This window comes from Neisseria sp. P0001.S005, from assembly GCF_051963715.1.
Genome location: NZ_JBQCTZ010000050.1, coordinates 1 through 20,909 on the forward strand (window position 1 = coordinate 1; position 20,909 = coordinate 20,909).

At 49.6% G+C, this 20,909-nt stretch carries 20 protein-coding genes and 1 pseudogene; 11 read left to right on the forward strand and 10 right to left on the reverse strand.

Features of this window, described 5'->3' with window-relative positions; genetic code table 11:
• Positions 1–828: pseudogene (locus ACTHSP_RS08480) on the reverse strand (hypothetical protein); the annotation flags it as partial.
• A gap of 173 nt (positions 829–1,001) precedes the next feature.
• On the opposite strand from ACTHSP_RS08480, the gene ACTHSP_RS08485 reads away from it, so the two are divergent.
• The 7 genes from ACTHSP_RS08485 (at position 1,002) to ACTHSP_RS08515 (ending at position 5,327) form a co-directional block, all read left to right on the forward strand.
• The gene (locus ACTHSP_RS08485) at positions 1,002–1,547 is read left to right on the forward strand and encodes a CreA family protein (RefSeq protein ID WP_314511831.1); all 546 of its coding nucleotides are present in this window, start codon (positions 1,002–1,004) and stop codon (positions 1,545–1,547) included.
• A 27-nt stretch (positions 1,548–1,574) separates the two neighbouring features.
• Positions 1,575–2,123: a YqgE/AlgH family protein gene (locus tag ACTHSP_RS08490; protein ID WP_314511830.1), complete on the forward strand. Its 549-nt coding sequence runs from the start codon at positions 1,575–1,577 to the stop codon at positions 2,121–2,123.
• Complete coding sequence (ruvX, locus tag ACTHSP_RS08495) at positions 2,116–2,571, forward strand: Holliday junction resolvase RuvX (protein WP_003680463.1); 456 nt, start codon at positions 2,116–2,118, stop codon at positions 2,569–2,571. Before ACTHSP_RS08490 ends, ruvX begins: the two co-directional genes overlap by 8 nt.
• A 163-nt stretch (positions 2,572–2,734) precedes the next feature.
• Positions 2,735–3,157, forward strand: a complete 423-nt coding sequence (locus ACTHSP_RS08500) for a YidB family protein (protein WP_003684921.1) — start codon at positions 2,735–2,737, stop codon at positions 3,155–3,157.
• A 149-nt stretch (positions 3,158–3,306) separates the two neighbouring features.
• Positions 3,307–3,855 (forward strand): carboxymuconolactone decarboxylase family protein, encoded by a 549-nt coding sequence (locus ACTHSP_RS08505; protein WP_003685141.1) that lies wholly within the window; start codon positions 3,307–3,309, stop codon positions 3,853–3,855.
• A 125-nt stretch (positions 3,856–3,980) separates the two neighbouring features.
• Positions 3,981–5,072: an acyl-CoA dehydrogenase family protein gene (locus ACTHSP_RS08510; RefSeq protein ID WP_314511826.1), complete on the forward strand. Its 1,092-nt coding sequence runs from the start codon at positions 3,981–3,983 to the stop codon at positions 5,070–5,072.
• An 84-nt stretch (positions 5,073–5,156) separates the two neighbouring features.
• Positions 5,157–5,327, forward strand: a complete 171-nt coding sequence (locus tag ACTHSP_RS08515) for a rubredoxin (RefSeq protein WP_003680460.1) — start codon at positions 5,157–5,159, stop codon at positions 5,325–5,327.
• Between the two features lie 47 nt (positions 5,328–5,374).
• Here ACTHSP_RS08515 and dapC read toward each other — a convergent pair whose 3' ends face one another.
• The 4 genes from dapC to ACTHSP_RS08535 form a co-directional block, all read right to left on the reverse strand.
• Positions 5,375–6,565 (reverse strand): succinyldiaminopimelate transaminase, encoded by a 1,191-nt coding sequence (gene dapC / locus ACTHSP_RS08520; protein WP_314511824.1) that lies wholly within the window; start codon positions 6,563–6,565, stop codon positions 5,375–5,377.
• A gap of 120 nt (positions 6,566–6,685) precedes the next feature.
• Positions 6,686–7,858, reverse strand: coding sequence for an NAD(P)H-dependent flavin oxidoreductase (locus ACTHSP_RS08525; protein ID WP_070590780.1), 1,173 nt, complete (start codon positions 7,856–7,858; stop codon positions 6,686–6,688).
• A gap of 339 nt (positions 7,859–8,197) precedes the next feature.
• Positions 8,198–8,878, reverse strand: coding sequence for an OmpA family protein (locus tag ACTHSP_RS08530; protein ID WP_003747310.1), 681 nt, complete (start codon positions 8,876–8,878; stop codon positions 8,198–8,200).
• A 217-nt stretch (positions 8,879–9,095) separates the two neighbouring features.
• Positions 9,096–9,971 (reverse strand): YoaK family protein, encoded by an 876-nt coding sequence (locus ACTHSP_RS08535; RefSeq protein WP_314511820.1) that lies wholly within the window; start codon positions 9,969–9,971, stop codon positions 9,096–9,098.
• A 160-nt stretch (positions 9,972–10,131) separates the two neighbouring features.
• Here ACTHSP_RS08535 and ACTHSP_RS08540 point away from each other — a divergent pair, with 160 nt between their 5' ends.
• The 3 genes from ACTHSP_RS08540 (at position 10,132) to ileS (ending at position 14,502) form a co-directional block, all read left to right on the forward strand.
• Positions 10,132–10,521, forward strand: a complete 390-nt coding sequence (locus tag ACTHSP_RS08540; protein ID WP_314511818.1) for a hypothetical protein — start codon at positions 10,132–10,134, stop codon at positions 10,519–10,521.
• A 123-nt stretch (positions 10,522–10,644) separates the two neighbouring features.
• On the forward strand, positions 10,645–11,571 hold the full coding sequence (gene ribF, locus ACTHSP_RS08545; protein ID WP_070461603.1) for a bifunctional riboflavin kinase/FAD synthetase: 927 nt from the start codon (positions 10,645–10,647) through the stop codon (positions 11,569–11,571).
• A gap of 138 nt (positions 11,572–11,709) precedes the next feature.
• Positions 11,710–14,502, forward strand: coding sequence for an isoleucine--tRNA ligase (ileS, locus tag ACTHSP_RS08550; protein ID WP_314511815.1), 2,793 nt, complete (start codon positions 11,710–11,712; stop codon positions 14,500–14,502).
• A gap of 85 nt (positions 14,503–14,587) precedes the next feature.
• On the opposite strand, the gene ACTHSP_RS08555 is transcribed toward ileS, so the two are convergent.
• The 3 genes from ACTHSP_RS08555 to ACTHSP_RS08565 form a co-directional block, all read right to left on the reverse strand.
• Positions 14,588–14,995, reverse strand: a complete 408-nt coding sequence (locus tag ACTHSP_RS08555; RefSeq protein ID WP_063075394.1) for an MliC family protein — start codon at positions 14,993–14,995, stop codon at positions 14,588–14,590.
• Between the two features lie 241 nt (positions 14,996–15,236).
• Positions 15,237–15,362 carry a type B 50S ribosomal protein L36 gene (ykgO, locus tag ACTHSP_RS08560; RefSeq protein WP_003685279.1) on the reverse strand — a complete coding sequence of 42 codons (126 nt, stop codon included), beginning with the start codon at positions 15,360–15,362 and terminating at the stop codon, positions 15,237–15,239.
• Entirely contained in the window at positions 15,362–15,637 is a 276-nt protein-coding gene (locus tag ACTHSP_RS08565; protein WP_049328620.1) for a type B 50S ribosomal protein L31, read from the reverse strand. The genes ykgO and ACTHSP_RS08565 overlap by 1 nt, the downstream gene beginning before the upstream one ends.
• 172 nt (positions 15,638–15,809) lie before the next feature.
• Between ACTHSP_RS08565 and ACTHSP_RS08570 the strand changes: the two genes are divergently transcribed.
• Positions 15,810–17,306 (forward strand): TrkH family potassium uptake protein, encoded by a 1,497-nt coding sequence (locus ACTHSP_RS08570; RefSeq protein WP_314511811.1) that lies wholly within the window; start codon positions 15,810–15,812, stop codon positions 17,304–17,306.
• Between the two features lie 54 nt (positions 17,307–17,360).
• Here the strand turns inward: ACTHSP_RS08570 and galU are convergent, their stop codons facing one another.
• Both galU and ligA read right to left on the reverse strand, forming a co-directional pair.
• Positions 17,361–18,224, reverse strand: coding sequence for a UTP--glucose-1-phosphate uridylyltransferase GalU (gene galU, locus ACTHSP_RS08575; protein WP_314511809.1), 864 nt, complete (start codon positions 18,222–18,224; stop codon positions 17,361–17,363).
• A 126-nt stretch (positions 18,225–18,350) separates the two neighbouring features.
• Positions 18,351–20,819, reverse strand: a complete 2,469-nt coding sequence (gene ligA, locus ACTHSP_RS08580; protein ID WP_314511807.1) for an NAD-dependent DNA ligase LigA — start codon at positions 20,817–20,819, stop codon at positions 18,351–18,353.
• Positions 20,820–20,909: the final 90 nt, after the last annotated feature.

Here is a 20,909-nt window from a genome sequence, read left to right on the forward strand (position 1 = left end):
GAGGTTGTTGCGTGTTTGTTGCAGCTGTTTGAGCGTGGCATTGACATGGATAATGAAACCCTCGTTGCGTTTGGCAAAGGATTTCTTGGTTTCCATGTCATTGGCTGCGGCAGTTACGGCTGCTTTGAAATCGTTGTTGGCTGAAGAGACGGCTTTAGGCTCAGCTTTAGTGTCGTCTTTTTTGTTTTGCTCTTTGGCTTTGGTGTCTGTTTTAGCGTCTTTTTTATCTTCAACAGCTTTTTTTGCAGGCTCTTTGGCTTCGGCCTTTTTGTCTTCAACTGCTTTTTTTACGGGTTCTTTTGTTTTTTTGCTGTCTTTTTTATCTTCAGCCGCTTTTTTAGCAGGCTCTTTGGTTTTGGTTTCTTTAGGTTCTGCTTTTTTTACTGGTTCTTTGGCTTTGCTGTCTTTTTTATCTTCAACAGGTTTTTTGTCTTGTTCTTTGGCTTTGCCGGGTTTTGCGGCTGCGGCTTTTTTGTCTTTGGCTGTTTCTTTAGGCTCTTCTGCTTTGCGGTTGGCCTTTTTATTGTCAGCTGCGGCCTCGGTGGCTTTAGCCGGTTTGTTTTTGGCTGAAGCGCGTTCGTTTTTGTCGGCGGTGTCCTTCTCTTTGGATACTTTGGCTTTAACCGCTTTTTTGCCTTCCTCTTTTTCTTTTACGGCTTGTTTTTTTGGGGTTTCTTTTTTGACATCTGCCTTGGCGGCTTCTTTCTCTTTTTTCACGGGCGCAGCCTTTTTGACGGCGGCCGCTTTTTCTTTCGGCGCGTCTTTGGCAGCATAGGTTGGCAGGGAGAAACTGAGCAACAGGGCGAGAATGAGGGGTTTGTAACGCATGGTTCGATCTTGCTATCAAAGTAGGAACAATAGGACGGATTATACTGTCTGTCAGGCCGTCTGAAAATAATATCGGGTTGCAATATGGACGAACGGTCTTATATAGTAACGATAGAGGAGGCGGACGGGGTTTAGTCTGCCTGGAAACTGACAGTCTGCATCGACGGGATATTATGAAAAAATATTTATTAGTAGTGTTGGGTGCCATGGTTTTGGCGGCTTGCGGTGACAATACCGATAAAATCGGACGCGCCAGTACGGTGTTTCATATGCTGGGTAAAAACGACCGTATTGAAGTGGAAGGTTTTGACGATCCTGATGTGCAGGGGGTTGCCTGTTATATTTCGTATGCGAAAAAAGGCGGTTTGAAAGAAACGGTCAATCTGGAAGAAGATGCCAGCGACGCATCGGTTTCCTGCGTGCAAAGTGCGGAAGTCATCCGTTATAACGAGGCTGCGGTTTTGAAACCGCGACAAGTGTTCAAACGCAGTGCCAGCATAGCATTTAAGAGCCAACAGATTATCCGCTACTACGATCCGAAACGTAAGTCTTTCGTTTATTTGGTGTACAGCGATAAAATCGTTCAAGGCTCTCCGAAAAACTCTTTGAGCGCGGTATCGTGTTTTGCCCATGCGAAAACCGATACGCCGGTACCGGCAGGCGGCGCGGTTTACGGTGCGTGCGTGGTGGACGCGCAGGTTGCCGACGGACAAAAATAATAAAATCAGCTTATAGATTAAAAGAATATGAATTTAGCCAACCATTTCCTGATTGCCATGCCTCATATGGACGATCCGTTTTTTACGGATACGGTCATTTATGTGTGCGAACACGATGAAGAAGGTGCGCTGGGCATCATCATCAACAAGCCTTCGCCGATTACCATGGACATGATTTTCGCCGCCGCCGACCGCAATATCCCGTTGCGTCTGCAACATGAAAACGTGATGATGGGCGGGCCGGTTCAGATTGAGCGTGGCTATGTCGTGCATACGCCGATCGGTCGCTGGCAAAACAGCATGGTGGTAACTGATAATGTGGCGCTGACTTCTTCGCGCGATGTAATTGAAAACTTGTCTAAAGGAGGTGCGGTGGACAAGGCTTTGATCAGTATTGGTTATTCAAAATGGGGCAAAGGGCAGTTGGAGCGCGAGCTGGCAGAAAATGTTTGGTTGACCGTCCCTGCGGACGAGCATATTCTTTTTGATGTGCCTTATGAACTTCGTTATGCCGCCGCTTTTGAAAAATTGGGCGTTAATCCGAACGCCTTGGTTTCAGGAGTCGGCCATGCCTGATGCACCAAAAGGTACGGTTTTGGCCTTTGACTTCGGCGAGGCGCGTATCGGCGTGGCGCAGGGCGATGCCGAGTTGGGCATGACCCATCCGCTGGCAACGGTAACCGGCAACAGCAATGATGAAAAATTCGAGGCCATTGCCAAGCTGGTCAAAGAATGGCAACCCAAGTATTTTGTGGTCGGCCTGCCGACGCATACCGACGGCACGGAGCATGAGCTGACCCGTTTGAGCCGCAAGTTTGGCCGCCGTTTGCACGGACGTTTTAATTTGCCGGTTTATTGGGTGGACGAAAGGATGTCTTCCCTATACGCGGAAAGCCTGCTTGCTGAAGCCCAAGTTTTTGGTCGAAAACAAAAATCCGTGCTTGACCAAGTAGCCGCACAGGCGATTTTGCAAGGTTTTTTTGAAGGTGGCGCGGCCGAGTATTTCAATGGCCGCGAAGAATAGCGTTATTGATTATTAGGCCGTCTGAAACTGGGTTTCAGACGGCCTTTGTTTTGTTACGGCTTTGGGATAAAAGAAGTTTAGTTTGGTTAAGCCTGATTTTTTTCAGTGCAAATTTTGCTACACTCCGTTTTCTTTTTTTAGACACAAATACAAGGAAAAAGTCATGGCACTCATGGATAATCTTTTGAATGCGGCTACTCAAATGTTGGGTGGCAACAGCGAAAACGGCGCACAAGGTTCTCTGACCGATATGGCGATGGATTTGGTGAAACAGCAAGGCGGCGTGGGCAACCTGATCAACCAACTGCAACAAGGCGGTTTGGGCGATGCCCTGAGCAGCTGGGTTTCCAACCAATCCAGCAACCTGCCAGTGTCCGGCAGCGACCTGCAAAATGCTTTGGGCAGCGATACGGTAAACCAAATCGCGCAAAAATTCGGCGTGGATGCCGGTCAAGCAGGCGATTTGTTGGCCAAAGTATTGCCTGACTTGGTAGATAAAGCCACACCTAACGGCACGGCTCAAGATGCGGATGGCTTCGGCTTGGACGACATCGCTTCTATGCTGCTGAAAAACTTTATGAAATAATGAGTTGAATCATTTGATAAGGCCGTCTGAATCCGTTCAGACGGCCTTATAACTTTTGGTTCGCGGTAAATAACCAATAAGTCTTTTTCTGATGGAGACGGATGGCTTATGATGTGCACTTCATTTCACCAGATAAGAAGGTTATACACATGTCCCGCTTGACCATACACACAGTCGAAACCGCTCCTGAAGCCGCCAAACCACGCATTGAAGCCGTATTGAAAAACAACGGCTTTATTCCTAACCTGATCGGCGTTTTGGCCAATGCGCCTGAAGCTTTGGCGTTTTATCAAGAAGTTGGCAAGCTGAATGCGGCCAACAGCCTGACTGACGGCGAAGTTGAAGTTGTCCAAATCATTGCAGCCCGTACCAACGAATGCGGTTTCTGCGTTGCCGGCCACACCAAACTGGCTACCCTGAAAAAACTGTTGTCCGAACAATCCATCAAAGCCGCACGCGCGTTGGCTGCAGGCGAGTTTGACGATGCCAAACTGGGTGCTTTGGCAACATTCACCCAAGCCGTTATGGCGAAAAAAGGCGCGGTATCTGACGACGAGCTGAAAGCTTTCTTCGATGCAGGCTACAATCAACAGCAAGCCGTCGAAGTCGTCATGGGTGTTGCTTTGGCAACCTTGTGTAACTACGTCAACAACCTTGCCAAAACTGAAATCAACCCTGAATTGCAGGCATTTGCCTAATCTCATCAAAGGCCGTCTGAAAATTCAGACGGCCTTTTAGCAAAAAGCAAGGGATATCCTTGTTGCCAAGAATAATTCATGAGTAGAACCATCTACGCTTCAAACCTTATTCAGAGGAAAAAATCATGACACGCGAAGCTTTACTGAACAATGTTGTCGCACTCGTTAAAAGCAAGCTGAAACCATTGGTGGACGACATCGACCGCAAAGGCCTGTATCCGAAAGAATTTATGCTGGAATTGGGCAAAATCGGCGGTTTTGCCGCGACCGGTACGGTTGAAGAAGGCGGCAACGGTTTGGGTTTGGCAACGCAAATCGCCGTATTGCGTGAAATCGGTAAAGAATGTGGCGCGACTTCGTTCAGCGCATGGTGTCAGGCGGCTTGCGCGTGGTATCTGCACCAATCCCCCAACCAAGCGGTTAAAGACAAATATTTGGCCGATATTCTGCAGGGCAAAGTTTTGGCCGGTACGGGCATGTCCAATACCGTCAAACACCTTGCCGGTATCGAAAAACACAATCTGCAAGCCGAACGCGTCGAAGGCGGCTACAAAATCAACGGTGCTTTGCCTTGGGTATCCAATATCGGCGAAGACCACATTTGGGCAAATACCGCCCAAATCGGCGACAGCTATGTGATGTTTATTACCGGCGGCCAATGGGAAGGCGTTACCCTGCAAGATTGCCCTGAATTCTGCGGTTTGGAAGGCACGCGCACTTACAGCCTGAATTTTAAAGACGTGTTTATTCCGGATGAAGATGTGATTGCTACGCCTGAGCAGTTCCAGTCTTATATTCCGACTATTAAAGCCGGTTTCATCTTGCTGCAAATGGGTATCGGCGCCGGTGTGATTGACGGTGCGCTCGGTATTATCCGCATGGCCAATGTAGTGAACGCGGAAGTGAACGCTTACCTCGACCACAGCTACGATGATTTGAAAGCCGCATTGGATGGCGCATGGGCGGAAACCGAACGCCTTGCCGATGATGCGTGGAACAACAAACCTGACACTCTGGCAACCTTGAAACTGCGTGAAGCGGCTGCTGTGTTGGCACTGAACGCCACTCAATCTGCCGCATTGCATGCAGGCGCGAAAGGCTATCTGATGCGCAGTCCGGCGCAACGCCGCGTCCGCGAGGCCATGTTCGTCGCCATCGTAACACCGGCCATCAAACACCTGCGTAAAGAAATAGCCGCTTTGGAAGCAGCGCAATAAATTCAAAATATCAACAATAAGACACACGAAAGGCCGTCTGAAAATACGGTTTCAGACGGCCTTTCAAAATGGAAGGAACACCAAATGGCTCAATATATGTGCGGCCCTTGCGGCTGGATTTACGACGAAGACCTCGGCGATCCCGAGCACGGCCTGCCTGCCGGAACCAAGTTTGAAGATATTCCCGACGACTGGAAATGCCCTGAGTGCGGCGTAGGCAAAGAAGATTTTTATCTGTTAGATTTCGTGATATAACTTGGTTGATTTAAAAAGGCCGTCTGAAATTTCAGACGGCCTTTGTTTTATCGGCGGTATAAAGCAACCATAGTTTCAGCCGCTTTGACGCAGCTTTCCACATCGGCAACCAAAGCGATGCGGACGTAGCCTTCGCCCGGATTGCCTTGTTCGGTATCGCGGGCGAGGAAGCGGCCGGGCAACACTTGGATAGCGGCTTTCTGCCACAGGTTGCGCGTAAATGCCAAGTCGTCGCCGTCGGGAACTTTCAGCCAAATGTAGAACGACGCGTCAGGCAGTTTGACATCGAATGCCTGTTGCAAAATAGGGATGACGCGGTCGAATTTATCTTGGTAGAGGCGGCGGTTGTCAATGACGTGTTCTTCGTCGTTCCAAGCGGCAATGCTGGCGCGTTGGACGGGAATGCTCATCGCGCTGCCGTGGTAGGTGCGGTAGAGCAGGAAGTTTTTGAGCAACTCGGCATTGCCTGCGACAAAGCCGGAACGCAAACCGGGGACGTTGGAGCGTTTGGACAGGCTAGTGAACATAATAATGTTGCGCGTGCCGCGTCCTAATTGCGCCGCAGCCTGCAGGCCGCCGATTGGTTTGTTGTCGTCAAAATAGATTTCGGAATAGCATTCGTCAGAGGCAATAACGAAGCCGTATTTGTCTTGCAAATCAAAAATTTCTTTCCAATCTTCTAATTGTAGGACGCTACCGCTCGGGTTGTTTGGTGAGCAGACAATCAGGACTTTGGTGCGCTGCCATACGTCTTCGGACAGGCTGCTCCAATCAGGGTTGAAGCTGGGCGCCGGACAGTTGGCAAAATGGATTTCGCCGCCGCCCAAAATAGTCGCGCCTTCGTAAATTTGATAGAAAGGATTAGGGCTGATAACGACCGGTTTGGGGCCGTCTGAAGCCGGATTTAAAACGGTTTGGATAAAAGAGAACAAAGCTTCCCGGCTGCCCAATACCGGCAGGATTTCATTGTCGGGATTGAGGCTTAAACCATCATAACGGCGGGCCACCCATTCGGCACAGGCTTGGCGCAGTTCGGGCAGGCCTGCGGTCAGCGGATATTTTTCCAGTTCGTGCAGGGAGGCGGTCAGCGCGTCGGTGATGACTTTGGGCGTCGGGTGTTTCGGCTCGCCGATTTGCAGGTGAATGGGCGTTACGCCTGCGGGTGCGTCAATGCCTTGCATGGCTTCACGCAGGCGGGCGAAAGGATAGGGTTTGAGATGGTTTAATAATGGGTTCATGATGTTTCTGTCGATAAATTCAGGCAATAATCTTAGCATTTTTTAGATGGATTGGGACAAAAAGGCCGTCTGAAAACAGGGTTTAAATGTTTTCAGACGGCCTTTTGAATATTGATGCGTTTATTTGGCAGGGACGGCGGGCAGGGAACCGTTCAAGAGATAATGAATGGTTTCTTGAACCGTACGGATGGCATTGCCAAACGGCAACGGGTCTTTACCGCGGAAAAACAGGCCTTTATCGACTTCGCCGCGGAATGCTGCGGAAAGTTGGATGTCGATACAGAATTGACCTGCTTTGGCCAAACCGTCGCGCAAACCGCAGCTGGTCAGGCAGTTCAGTCCTTGTGTGCAACGGCGCGGATCGTTTTTGGCATTGGCTTGCAATTTGGCCTCGCGTTTGATGTAGTTGTCGAGGAATTTGGTGCGCACGCCGCGTGCAGGCAAACCGGCAACAGACATGAATTCAACCACTTTTTCGGTTTCCGCACCGGCCAGCGTTTTCTTGAAGTTGATGTGGGCATCGCCTTCTTCGGTCACGGCAAACGCGGTACCGATTTGAACGGCGGACGCGCCCCAGTTTTTCAAGGCTGTTTTGACTTTTTCAAAGTTTGCCATGCCACCGGCGAGTACCAACGGGATTTTTTCGCTTTCCAAGCCCAAGTTTTTGAATACTTCAAACGTTTCTTCAATAACGCGTTTGAACTCGAATTTGGCATCGTTCACGCCGTCAACGGTTGCAGCGCCCAAGTGGCCGGCTGCGTGGGCTGGGTGTTCGATAACGATGGCATCGGGCAAGATGCCTTTTTTCATCCAACGTTTCAAAACGATGTTGATACCGCGTGATTCGGACAAGATAGGGAAAAGGGCGACATCTTTGTGATAGCCCTCGGCCATTTCCGGCAGATCCAAAGGCAAACCTGCGCCCATCACAATCGCGTCTGCACCGGATTCGCAGGCCTGACGGACGTAGGCGGCATGGTCTTTGACGGCTTTCATGACGTTGACGGCAATCATGCCTTTGCCTTCTGAATCGGCTTTGGCTTTTTTGATTTCACGGTCAAGCGCGATGCAGTTGAGGCGGGTGTATTTTTCTTCGCTGGAATCAATTTTTGATTCGGCCAGCAAATCTTCGTGCAAGTGGCGCAAATCGACGCTGGCGATGGTACCTACGCCGTTTTCGCGCGCAACTGCGCTGGAGAGTTTTGATGCGGAAACGCCTACACCCATACCGCCTTGTACGACGGGAATCAGTGATTTGCCACGGATAATCAATGGGTCAAAGTTGTTTTGCATGGATGCTCCTTCATAGATTCTGGATGGTGCCGTCTGAAATCCTATGAAATGGATTGGATAACGGGCTGATGTGTATATCAATAAGTGTGTTTTCGCCGCCGTTTTTCAGACGGCATGAGGCGTGTTTTTAAAATTTTAGGAATTATACTCTAAGTTAGTGTAAAAATTAGAGTATTAATACAGTTTTTTTAAAGAAAAAATTGAAAAGTCTTGTTAATAAAGGAATAAATTTTATGATGGATTGGATTGAGGAGGAGAAATTGCAAACAAAATCTATAAAGAAAAAGGCCGTCTGAAATTTCAGACGGCCTTAAGTATGGGAATCAGACAGATGTCGGATTACATTTGTTTTTTAGCGGCGTCAATGGCGCGTTGGTCAGGGTTGATCAAGATTTCAACGCGGCGGTTTTGTGCGCGGCCTTCAACAGTAGCGTTGGAGGCGATTGGTTGACGGGAGCCGTAACCGAAAGTGCTCAAACGGGTGCTGCTTACGCCACGGGATTGCAGGAAGGTGGCAACAGATTCGGCGCGGTTGCGAGACAATGGCTCGTTGATGGCGTCGTTACCGGTGTTGTCGGTGTGGCCGTTGATGGTCAAAGTGGTATCAGGATATTGAACCAAAGTTTGCGCAGCGGCAGACAAGGCACTTTGGGCTTGGCCGCTCAAGGCAGCGCTGCCGGTAGCGAAGGTTACGTTTTCAGGCATAACCAGTTTGATTTGGTTGCCTTGACGTTCAACTTCGATGTTGGTGTTGGCCAGGCTTTGACGCAGTTTTTTCTCTTGGTAGTCCATGTAACCGCCGATACCGGCACCTACTGCACCACAAGCCAATGCGGAGTTACGCGCGCCTTTACCGCCGTGGGTCAGTGCACCAACGATGCCGCAAACAGCCGCACCGCCCAAACCGTACATGGCGGTTTTGCTGGCGGATTGTTGGCCGGTAACAGGATCAGTTACACAGCCGGTGAGCGCCAAAGGAATTGCAGTGGCAATAACGGTCAGGGGTTTCAAGAATTTCATGTCGTATCCTCTTTTTAGATGACGGCCCGGGCCGTCTGAAAAAATGAATAAAAACCGCGTAGGTCATTACGGATTTATGATACCCAATATCCGAAACGCAAAAGAATGGGTTTAACCCGATATTACGAAAATATTTGCCAGTTAACATAATTCTGAAGCATTTCTGCATTTCTCCGACAGTTTGGTCATTTTGCCGCGAAATAACAAGCAAAGTTTTTTACAGTTTCTTCCGTTTTTTCTGCTTGCGGCGATACCAGCTGACAAATGCCCATTTCAATCTGACTTTGACATCGTATCCCACCGAGCCTGCACCCAATATGAACAAAACGGCGGAAACGGGCAGGGCGAAATGATGGCCGACCAAATGATAACCCCATACGCCAACCACGCCGCCCAGCAAAAACGACAGCATCAAGCCGCTTAAAAGCCACATTTTCGGTTTGTTGACGCGGACGTGCGGCAGGCGCGGATGATGCTGTTTGGAGTAATAAAGCGCGCGTGAAATTTCAATGCCCAAGTCGGTCGCTGTGCCGGTCATGTGGGTGGAGCGGATGGCGCCGCCGGAAAGAAGTGTAATAACCGTATTGTGCATGCCCATAATAAAACACAATAAAAACAATGCCAAAGACGGCATAATAAAATCAGAGCCGCCAAAATCCCATTCCATCGCGGCAATACCGAACCAACCGAATATCAACAGATAAACTGCTTCCAGCCACATGGAAAACCCAAAGCTGCCACGGAAACGCATTTGCTGAGTCCACAAAATCACCCAGCCCGAATGCGCGGCTCCAGCAACAAAACATAACACGCTGATTGTGGCAATAATGGCCACACTCCACTCTTGAAGATACAAAACATCTGCCAACAGCGACATTGAGCCGGTAACGTGGGAGGTATAACGTGAGAATGCGAAGTAACCTCCGGCATTAATCGCTCCGGCAAGAAAGGCCATGATGTAGCCCAGCCGTCTGAAACGGGCATCGGAAATATTGTGTTCGTGCAGATACGGGCGATCCGCCTGCCAAAACGGCGGCGTGTGTTGCCTGTGGTGGCGCAATCGGTAGGAGTGGGGAGGTTTGTCAGCGTTCATTGAGTGGGTTTGGAGTTAAACATTCATATAGGGTGTATTTTATATGCAACTGTCTGCCGATAAGAACAAATAATCTAAAGTGTTCCCAAGTTGCCACACTTGCCCATTACACAATGAGGGCGTACATTAATAGAAAGATATAAACATAAGGAAACATCCAATGAATCCTATCCGTCTGACCTTATTGTTTGGCGCCGTTGCATTGCTGGCCGCCTGCGCCACCACGCCCGAGCAAAAAGCCGCACGCGCCCAAGCGCAGAAACGCTATGAGCAGGATCTTCAAGTACATCTTGCCGCCCAATGCGATCAGGAAACTGCCGCGCTGATCCGCCGCAAATTTGACGAAGAAGGCAAACCCGGTGCCGCCATTGCGGAACAAAAAGCCTTCCGCCTCAAATATATCGACAAAGTTTCCGATCCGATGTTCCAAGCTTGCTACAAAATGGCATGGCAAAACTATATTTCCCAAGAACAGCTGCGCGAAGCCCGCTACTATCGCTATTACGATGATTGGGGCTATCCGTTTGGCCGTTATCCTTGGTGGTGGTAAGGTATTAACAAATTTTAGGGCCGTCTGAAAGCATATATTTATTGGTTTCAGACGGCCTAAGGTTTATTGAAACGGCAATAACGTTTACAATAGCCGCCTATTCAAACACAATACCCACCACCCATGAACATCTGGCTTGGACAGCGACACGCGCCCAAATTTCCGCAAGGAGCCGCCGTAACCATCGGCAACTTCGATGGCGTACACCTCGGGCACAAACACATTCTACAAAAACTCAAACGAGAGGCAGACCAGCGCGGTCTGCCTGTTGTCGTTGTTGTTTTTGAGCCTCAGCCCAAAGAATTTTTTGCGCGCAAAGCCGGGAAAAAGCTGCCTTACCGCATCAGCCCGCTGCGTACCAAATTGCGCCTTTTGCGTGAAACCGGCTGTGTGGATGCCGTTTGGGTCTTGCGTTTCAACCAAGCTTTCTCCGATATGAGCGCACAAGCGTTTATCGACCAGCTTTTGCGCCAAACGCTCAACACGCGTTATTTGTTGATTGGCGACGATTTCCGTTTCGGTGCCGGCCGTGAAGGCTGTTTTGAACTCTTGGCTCAACAGCCCGATATGCAAACCGAGCGCACGCCGTCTGTTATCGTTGAAGACATCCGCACCAGCAGTACCGCCGTCCGCCAAGCCCTTTCAGACGGCAAGTTGGAATACGCCAAAAGACTGTTGGGCCATGATTACGTTTTAAGCGGAAAGGTCAAACATGGACAAAAACTCGGCCGCACCATCAACGCGCCTACCGCCAATGTCCAGCTTCCCCCGTATCATTATGCGCTAAGCGGCGTATTTGTCGTTGAAGCAGACGGCACATTCGGTACGCGCCGAGGCGTGGCCAGCTTTGGTTTTAACCCCACTGTCAGCAACAATCGTTCGCAAAAGTTGGAAGTCCACCTGTTCGATTTCAACGGCGATTTGTACGGACAACGCATCTTCGTCCGCTTCCTGCACAAACTGCGTGATGAGAAAAAATTTGAGAGTATCGAGGCATTGAAAACCCAAATTTTGCAAGATATGGAAGATGCGAGGGTTTGGGAAGCATAGAAACGCTTCTAGAAGCTTATAAAATCAAGACAATTGGGCTACAATAAGTCCTTTGAATTTTTTCAGACGGCCTGTTCTTTTCAAAATGAGCAATCAGGCCGTCTGAAACCGAAATACCGCAACAATAGAGATCAAAAAATGACCGATTACAGTAAAACCGTAAACCTGCTCGAGAGCCCATTTCCAATGCGCGGCAATCTCGCCAAGCGCGAGCCTGCATGGCTGAAAAGCTGGTACGAGCAAAAACGCTACCAAAAACTGCGCGAAATCGCCAAAGGCCGTCCGAAATTTATTCTGCACGACGGCCCTCCGTATGCCAACGGCGACATCCACATCGGTCATGCCGTCAATAAAATTCTCAAAGACATCATTATCCGCAGCAAAACCCAAGCCGGTTTTGACGCGCCTTATGTACCGGGTTGGGACTGCCACGGTTTGCCTATCGAAGTGATGGTGGAAAAACTGCACGGCAAAGACATGCCTAAAGCCCGTTTCCGCGAATTGTGCCGCGAATACGCTGCCGAACAGATTGCACGTCAGAAAAAAGATTTTATCCGCTTGGGCGTGCTGGGCGACTGGGACAATCCTTACCTGACCATGGATTTCAAAACCGAAGCCGATACCGTTCGTATGCTCGGCGAAATCTACAAATCCGGCTATCTCTACCGTGGCGCGAAACCTGTTCAATTCTGCTTGGACTGCGGCTCTTCATTGGCCGAAGCCGAAGTGGAATATAAAGACAAAGTATCGCCTGCGATTGACGTTGCCTATCCGTTTAAAGACACCGCCGCGCTTGCCGCCGCATTCGGTTTGTCCGGTATCGAAGGCAAAGCGTTTGCCGTCATCTGGACAACCACGCCTTGGACTTTGCCTGCGAGCCAAGCTGTTTCAGCTGGCGCAGACGTGGTGTATCAATTGATTGATACGCCTAAAGGCAAATTGGTATTGGCCAAAGATTTGGCAGAAGACGCGCTCAAACGCTACGGCTTCGCTTCAGACGACCTGAAAGTATTGGCAGAAACCACAGGCGACAAGCTGGAAAACCTGCACATGAATCATCCGTTCCTCGAGCGCGATATTCCCATGCTCAACGGCGACCATGTGACCACCGATGCCGGTACCGGCTTGGTGCATACTGCACCTGCTCATGGTTTGGAAGACTACGCTGTCTGCAACAAATACGGCATCGAGCTTTACAACCCTGTCAACGCCGAAGGCAAATACATCAGTGAAACCCCGCGTGTTGCCGGCATGAGCGTTTGGGAAGCCAATCCCGTCATCCTGCAATGGTTGGAAGAAACCGGCAACCTTTTGGCAAGCAGCAAAATCGAACACAGCTACGCACACTGCTGGCGTCACAAAACGCCGTTGATTTACCGCGCGACAGGTCAATGGTTTGTCGGTATGGACAAAGCAGGTGCAGATGGTAAAACCCTGCGCGACAAAGCCATCAAAGCCGTTGATGACACCGAATTCTTCCCATCATGGGGTCGTGCGCGTTTAGAAGCCATGATTGAAGGCCGTCCTGACTGGGTGGTTTCACGCCAACGCTATTGGGGCACGCCGATGACTTTCTTTGTTCACAAAGAGACCGGTGAATTGCATCCGAACTCTGCCGAGTTGTTGGAAAAAGTTGCCCAAAAAATCGAAGAAAAAGGCATCGAAGCGTGGTTCTCTCTTGATAAGAGCGAACTCTTGAGCGCGGAAGATTGCGAAAATTACGACAAACTTTCCGACACGATGGACGTGTGGTTCGACTCAGGCTCGACCCATTATTCCGTCTTGAAACAACGCGAAGAATTGGAATGGCCGGCTGACTTGTACCTCGAAGGCAGCGACCAACACCGCGGCTGGTTCCAATCCTCCATGTTGACCGGTTGCGCCTCATCAATGGGTCGTGCACCATACAAACAGCTGTTGACCCACGGTTTTGTGGTTGACCAAAACGGCCGCAAAATGTCGAAATCCATCGGCAACGTTGTTGCACCGCAAGAAGTTTACAACGAATTCGGCGCAGATATCCTGCGCCTGTGGGCGGCATCTACCGATTACAGCGGCGAATTGGCGATTTCCAAAGAAATCCTCAAACGCGTTACCGAAAGCTACCGCCGTATCCGCAATACTTTGAGCTTCCTGTTTGCCAACCTCAGCGACTTCAATCCTATTGAAGATGCCGTGCAACAGGCAGACATGGTGGAAATCGACCGCTATGCTTTAGTATTGGCACGTCAGCTGCAAGAGCGTCTGGCTGGCGACTTCTATCCTCGCTATGCCTTCCACTTTGCTGTAAAAGACATTGTTTCTTTCTGCTCGGAAGATTTGGGCGCGTTCTATCTCGACATCCTGAAAGACCGCCTCTATACCACCAAAGCCGACAGCCATGCACGCCGCAGTGCGCAAACTGCCCTGTATCACATCACACGCAGTTTGGTCCTGCTGATTGCGCCGATTTTGTGCTTTACCGGAGAGGAAGCATGGGACATCATCGGTGGTGGAGAAGAAGACAGCGTCCTCTTCCACACATGGCATGAATTCCCATCTATCAATGAAAAAGCCGAAGCTGAATTGGTGAAAAAATGGACGGCAATCCGCGAAGCACGCGAAGCGGTAACTGCTGCCATCGAGCCTTTACGTACGGATAAAACCGTCGGTTCTTCATTGCAAGCCGAAACCGAAATTACGGCTCCGGAAGAAATTGCCGACTATCTGAACACTTTGGGCGAAGAATTGCGTTTTGCTTTGCTGGTGTCTAAAGCTGAAGTGAAAGTAGGTAATGAACTTGCTGTAACCGCTAAAGCCAGCGATGGTGAAAAATGCGAACGCTGCTGGCACTACACCCACGATGTAGGTGCAGTTGCAGGCCATGAAACCATCTGTAAACGTTGTGCCGACAACGTTGACGGTAAAGGCGAAGACAGACATTACGCTTAATTGTTTGGTCTAAGATAAAGGCCGTCTGAAAACTTTGGTAATAGGTTTTCAGACGGCCTTCAGCTATTCTATTGCTAAGTAAAAATTAGCGGGCAGAGCAAGAAGTTTCTACTTTGTTGCCGTATGGGTCAGTGAAGCCGAAGAATGCTTCGCTGCCTTTTTGATGCCATTCAGCGCCTTTGCCGAACAGGCCTTGATTGGCAACATAGCGTTCGCCTGAACCTGCAACGGCAGAAGACAGGGTGGCAACTTTGTCGTCCAGACGCAGTTCGACTTGGTTGGTGCTCAGGTTGCGGACTTGAACAGACAGGCCGTTTTCGCAGCTGAATGATTGAACACGGCCATGGCTGTGCATGTCATGATGTTGGTGGCCATGTTCGTGTGCATGATTGTGTTCATGACGTTGACCATGGTCATGGCGATGGGCTTCAGGTGCGGCACAGGCAGCGAGGCTCATGGCAGCGGCAATTGCAAGCAGGGCTTTTACTTTCATTTTTGACTCCTATGGTCAGTGTTGAAGGAAGAATGTAGCGGCATGTTATAAATATCTTTATGGCTTCACAATAGGGATAACCATTATTTACTTTTTCTTCCTGTTTTTGGGAGTATGGCAGGATTTTTTGTAGTTTTGATATGAATGATTAATGCCGTTTGAAAAAAAGCCGCACTTGCGCTAGAGGTAAACGAAAGTGCGGAAAATTCAGAGAGTTACATTGAAATATGGGTTGGGCCGCTTAACGCTGGCGTGCTTTAAAGCGGGGGTTGCTCTTGCAAATAACGTACACTTTGCCTTTTCGACGGACAATTTGGCAGTCGCGGTGTCGTTTTTTTGCAGTTTTTAGGGATGAGAGGACTTGCATCATTTATCCTTTCTGAAGGAAGACATCATGGATTGGTAACGTTGGTTGAACTTGCTGGCGCGGCCTTCGATATTGACATTGCGTTGTTTTCCTGTGTACACCGGGTGGGACGCGGAAGAAGTATCAAGCGAAAAGAGGGGATACTCTACTCCGTCCTTCCAAACCATGGTTTTTCCGTGGGTATTGGCGCATGAACGGATGAGCCATCCTTGGTCTGCGCCGCTGTCGTAAAACAGGACGGTACGATAGTTGTCTGGGTGAATATCAGGTTTCATTTCTTTCTCCAGTAAATGTTATGGTATAACATTATACTCCTAGAAAAAGAGCAGGCAAGTGTTTTTTTGTTTTTCTTTATCACGGGATTGCGGCATTTTGATAAAATATGCGGTTTCAGACGGCCTTTTTTCATGAGGCCCTCTGAATATTTTGTTTTCTGATGATAGGAATATGATGTATCTGCATAAGGGTTTCAGATTGGGCGGTGCGGTAAGCAAGGTGATGCCGATTGTCCATGTATTGTCCAAGCTGGGGCTGTTGTTTTCACTGCTGTTGGCCGTGCCGACACTGATGTCGTATTTTTATCACGACAGCGCGTTTTTCGTGTTTGCCTATACGGCTTTGACCGTATTGCTGGTATCGTGTGTAACTTGGGTGCTGACGCTGCGTTTCAACCGTGAATTGCGGCCGCGTGACGGATTTACCCTGGTATTGATGTTATGGCTGGCCTTTGCCGTCGTGGCGGCGATGCCGATTTATTTCTATATGCCGTCCATGAGTTTTACCGATGCATTTTTTGAAGCGATGTCGGGGCTGACGACGACAGGTGCGACAGTGATTTCCGGCTTGGATACGCTGGCGCCGTCGGTAAATTTTTGGCGGCACATGCTCAACTGGCTTGGCGGTATGGGTATTATCGTGCTGGCTGTGGCGATTTTGCCGATGTTGGGCGTGGGGGGAACGCAGCTTTTCAAAGCGGAAATTCCGGGTATGGATAAGGAAAGCAAGATGGCTCCCCGTATTTCGCAAGTGGCCAAACGGCTGTGGTTTGCTTATGCGCTGACAACTGCTGCCGCCTTTGTATCCTTACATATTGCCGGTATGGGTTGGTTTGATGCCTTGTGCCATGCGATGTCGGCTGTGGCCTTGGGCGGTTTTTCGACACATGATGACAGCGTTGCCTATTTTGATTCTGTAGCAGTCGAATGGACGTTGATGTTTTTTACTGTCTGGGGCGGTATCAATTTTGCCAGCCATTTTACTGCGCTGGGCAACCGCTCTTGGCGGGTGTATTGGAAGGATGAAGAATGCCGCACCATGCTGCTGGTTTTGTCGGGTAGTATTTTGATTTCGGCATTGTATCTGTGGCAGCAGGACGTGTACCAAAGCCTTGGCGAAGCTTTGCGTTTTGTCAGCTTCAACTTTGTGTCTATAGGATTGGCCAGCGGTTTCTCCAATACCGACTTTGCACAATGGCCGCTGATTGTGTCGTTGTGGATGTTTTTCCTGTCGAACGTCTTGGCAAGCTCAGGCTCTATGGGCGGCGGTATTAAAAATGTGCGTGCATTGGTGTTGTTCAAATTCAGCTTGCGCGAGATGTTGATTTTGCTGCACCCGCGTGCGGTTCGTACGGTAAAGGTCAACAATCGCTCCATTCCGGATCGTATGGCGCTGACCGTCATGTCGTTCATCTTTATTTACTTTATGACGGTCATCGTATTCAGCTTTTTACTGATGGCGGCAGGCTTGGACTTTTTATCCGCCTTTACGGCAGTCATTGCCTGTATTACCAATGCAGGGCCGGGTTTGGGTGCAGTTGGTCCGTCGCATAATTACGCCGCGCTGAGCGATGTACAGAAGTGGCTGTGTACGGCTGTGATGTTGTTGGGACGTTTGGAGATTTTTACCGTTTTAATTTTGTTTACTCCGGCATATTGGAAGAAATAAGTGTAGAAAAAAGCCGTCTGAAATTTCAGACGGCCTTTTTATAAATAGCTGAATTTAAGCGTATTGTTTGAGCAATTCTTTGAATTGTTCGCCAGTTTCAGGGTGTTTCAAACCATAAGCCACGGTTGCTTCAAGGTAACCCAATTTGCTGCCGCAGTCGTAGCGTTTGCCATCAAATGCATGAGCCAACACAAACTCATGGTCGAGCAGGCGGGCAATACCGTCTGTCAGTTGGATTTCGTTGCCGGCGCCGCGAGGCAGGTTGGTCAATAAGTCAAAAATACGCGGAGTCAGGATGTAGCGGCCGACAACAGCGAGGTTGGAAGGTGCTTCTTCTGGTTTTGGTTTTTCAACAATATTGACTACACGTTGATAGCTTTTCAGTTTTTCAACTTCAACGATACCGTAAGAGCCTGTTTGGGAAGGATCAACGGTTTCAACGCCCAAAACGCTGTTACCGCTTTGGTTGTACACATCAACCATCTGTTTCAATGCACCTTTAGGCGCATCAATCAAATCGTCTGCCAAAATAACGGCAAAAGGTTCATTACCAACGGCAGCCTGCGCGCACAATACGGCATGACCCAAACCCAATGCTTCAGTTTGACGGATGTACATGCAGGTAATGTTGGAAGGCAGGATATCGCGAACGTGCGCCAACAGTTTGTCTTTTTGACGCAATTCCAATTCGGTTTCCAACTCGTATGCTTTGTCGAAGTGGTCTTCGATGCTGCGTTTGTTACGGCCGGTGATGAACACCATTTCAGTACAGCCGGCTTCAACCGCTTCTTCAACTGCATATTGAATCAGAGGTTTGTCCACGATAGGCAGCATTTCTTTAGGGCTGGCTTTGGTCGCAGGCAAGAAACGAGTGCCCATACCGGCAACGGGAAAGACGCATTTTTTAATGGGTTTCATATTATTATCCTATTTTAACTATGGGTTTATACCCAAAAAGTGTAAAGATGTAGTCGCATGTAGCGATGATACCACATGATAAGGGAGCAGTTGGCTTGAAAAGGCGGATTGCTTGTAGATACTGTCTTATCCCAGCAACGACAGCAATTCTTCTTCACTCAATACGGACACACCTAACGTTTGAGCTTTTTCCAATTTACTGCCTGCGGCTTCTCCGGCGACAACGTAGTCGGTTTTTTTGGATACGCTGCCGGAAACTTTACCGCCTGCAGCCTCAATCATGGCTTGGGCTTGGTCGCGCTTGAGTGTAGGTAAAGTCCCTGTTAATACAAAGGTTTTACCTGCTATGGCCTCATTAATGCCGTCTGAAATAGTTTCATCTTGAAGCTTAGACAGTGTTTGAGCAAAGAAAGTTTTCATATTTTCAAGCAGGGCTGCGTTTTGCGGTTTACTGCGCCATGTTTGCCAATCGGAAGGCAACGCTTTGTCGGTTTGCAAACCTTCTATGTTTTGTCCGGCAAGCTCCCACAAGGCCAGTGCTTTGGTTTCGCTGATTTTAAAATCGGGCAGGCGGGCAATCCAGCGTTGCGGCTCGGCATGGCGCAACGGCGGAATAGTGACAGCCTGGCTTTGCGGTGCAACACCTACAGCCAGCAGCTCGTCTATCATCGCCTGTTGCGCTTCTTGGGCAAAAAAGTGGGCGATGGAGCGGGCAACCACCGTGCCGATATCGGGCAGGCAGGCAAGGATGGGTTCGGGTGCATGGCGGACGTGTTCCAGCGTGCCGAATGCCTGTGCCAACGTTTTGGCGGTGCGTTCGCCGACGTGACGGATGCCGAGGGCAAAAAGGAAGCGGGCAAGTTCGGGCGTTTTGCTGGCTTCTATGCCTGCAAGGATGTTTTCCGCCCATTTGGTTGGCTGTTTTTTACCGGTTTTACTAAGTAGGGCATTGCCGGTCCCGCTTTCAAAGTCTTCAATATCACTGTTTGATGGTTCTTCCTCATTAGCTGACGCTTTATCCGCCGTTTCCTTCATTTTTTGCAGGGTTGGGATATCGAGGCGGTAGAGGTCGGCGAAATGACGAACCAAATCTTGTGCTACCAGTTGCTCGATTTGTTTTTGTCCAAGTCCGTCGATGTCCATGGCTTTGCGTGAGGCAAAGTGGATTAAACCTTGCGCGCGTTGTGCTTGGCAAAGCATACCGCCGCTGCATCGGGCAACCGCTTCGCCTTCTTCGCGTTCGATTTCGCTGTGACAGATAGGGCAATGGGTGGGCAGGCGGTAAGGTTTGTGAAGCGGTTCGGAGCGGGTTTCAGAAGGTGTTTCGGCAAACAAATCGTCTTGTAGGCCGTCTGAAACAGCAATGTTGGTCTCCTGCATTGGGCGGCGTTCAAAAATCACGCGCACTACCTCGGGAATCACGTCTCCGGCGCGGCGCACGACAACTGTATCGCCAACGCGTACGTCTTTTCGAGATACTTCGTCCTGATTGTGCAGGGTGGCGTTGGTAACGGTAACGCCGCCGACGAATACAGGTTGTAGGCGGGCGACGGGGGTTACTGCGCCGGTGCGCCCGATTTGTACATCAATGGCTTCGACAATGGTCAATGCTTCTTCGGCAGGGAATTTGTGGGCAATGGCCCAGCGCGGCGCGCGTGAGATGAAACCCAGTTTTTCTTGTTGCGCCAAGCTGTTGACTTTGACCACCATACCGTCGATTTCGTAGGGCAGAGTAGGACGTTTTTGCTGCATTTTCTCGTAAAATGCTAATACTTCGTCGATATTTGGGAAACAGCCGAAATTACCATCGGGCAGGCTGAAGCCAAGCTCTTTACAGTAGTTCAGCTCTTGCAGGTGTTCTTCTGCGATAAAACCGCCTTGTTGTCGGGCAATGGAATAGGGAAAGAAATGCAGTTTGCGCTGTGCCGTAATGCGCGAATCGAGTTGGCGCAGACTGCCGGCGGCGGCATTGCGCGGATTGGCGAAAGGTTTTTGTCCGTTTTCAGCCTGTCGTTCGTTTAAGGCGGCAAAATCGGCTTTAAGCATCAGTACTTCGCCGCGTATTTCGATAAGCTCGGGGATATTTTCTCCATGCAGGCGCAGGGGAATGTTGGATACGGTTTTGACGTTTTGGGTAACGTCTTCACCTGTTGTACCATCACCACGGGTTGCCGCTTGAGTTAATACGCCGTCGCGGTACAGCAGGCTGATGGCCAGACCGTCAAATTTAGGTTCGATAACGTATTCTGGTTTTTCTCCATTTAATCCGCCACGAACGCGCTCATCGAAAGCATACATTTCGGCATGGTCGAACACACCGTTTTCGTCTTGTGGCGAAAAAGCGTTGGTCAGTGACAGCATAGGCACTTCGTGGCGCACTTCGGCAAAGCCTGCTAAAGGCTCGCCACCGACACGTTGGGTCGGGCTGTCGGGCAGTTTGAACTCGGGGTAGTTTCGCTCCAATGCTTCAAGCTCGCGGAACAATTTGTCGTATTCGGCATCGGGTACGCTGGGCGCGTCTAGGGTGTAGTATTCGTAGGCGTAGCGGTTAAGGAGGTCGGTCAGGTATTTGATACGTTGTGCGGTCGGATTCATGAGCAATCGAAACAGAGTTTTCAGACGGCCTGATGATAGAGAGGCCGTCTGAAAATCGATGAATATTGAAGATGAAGGGATTTTACCTGA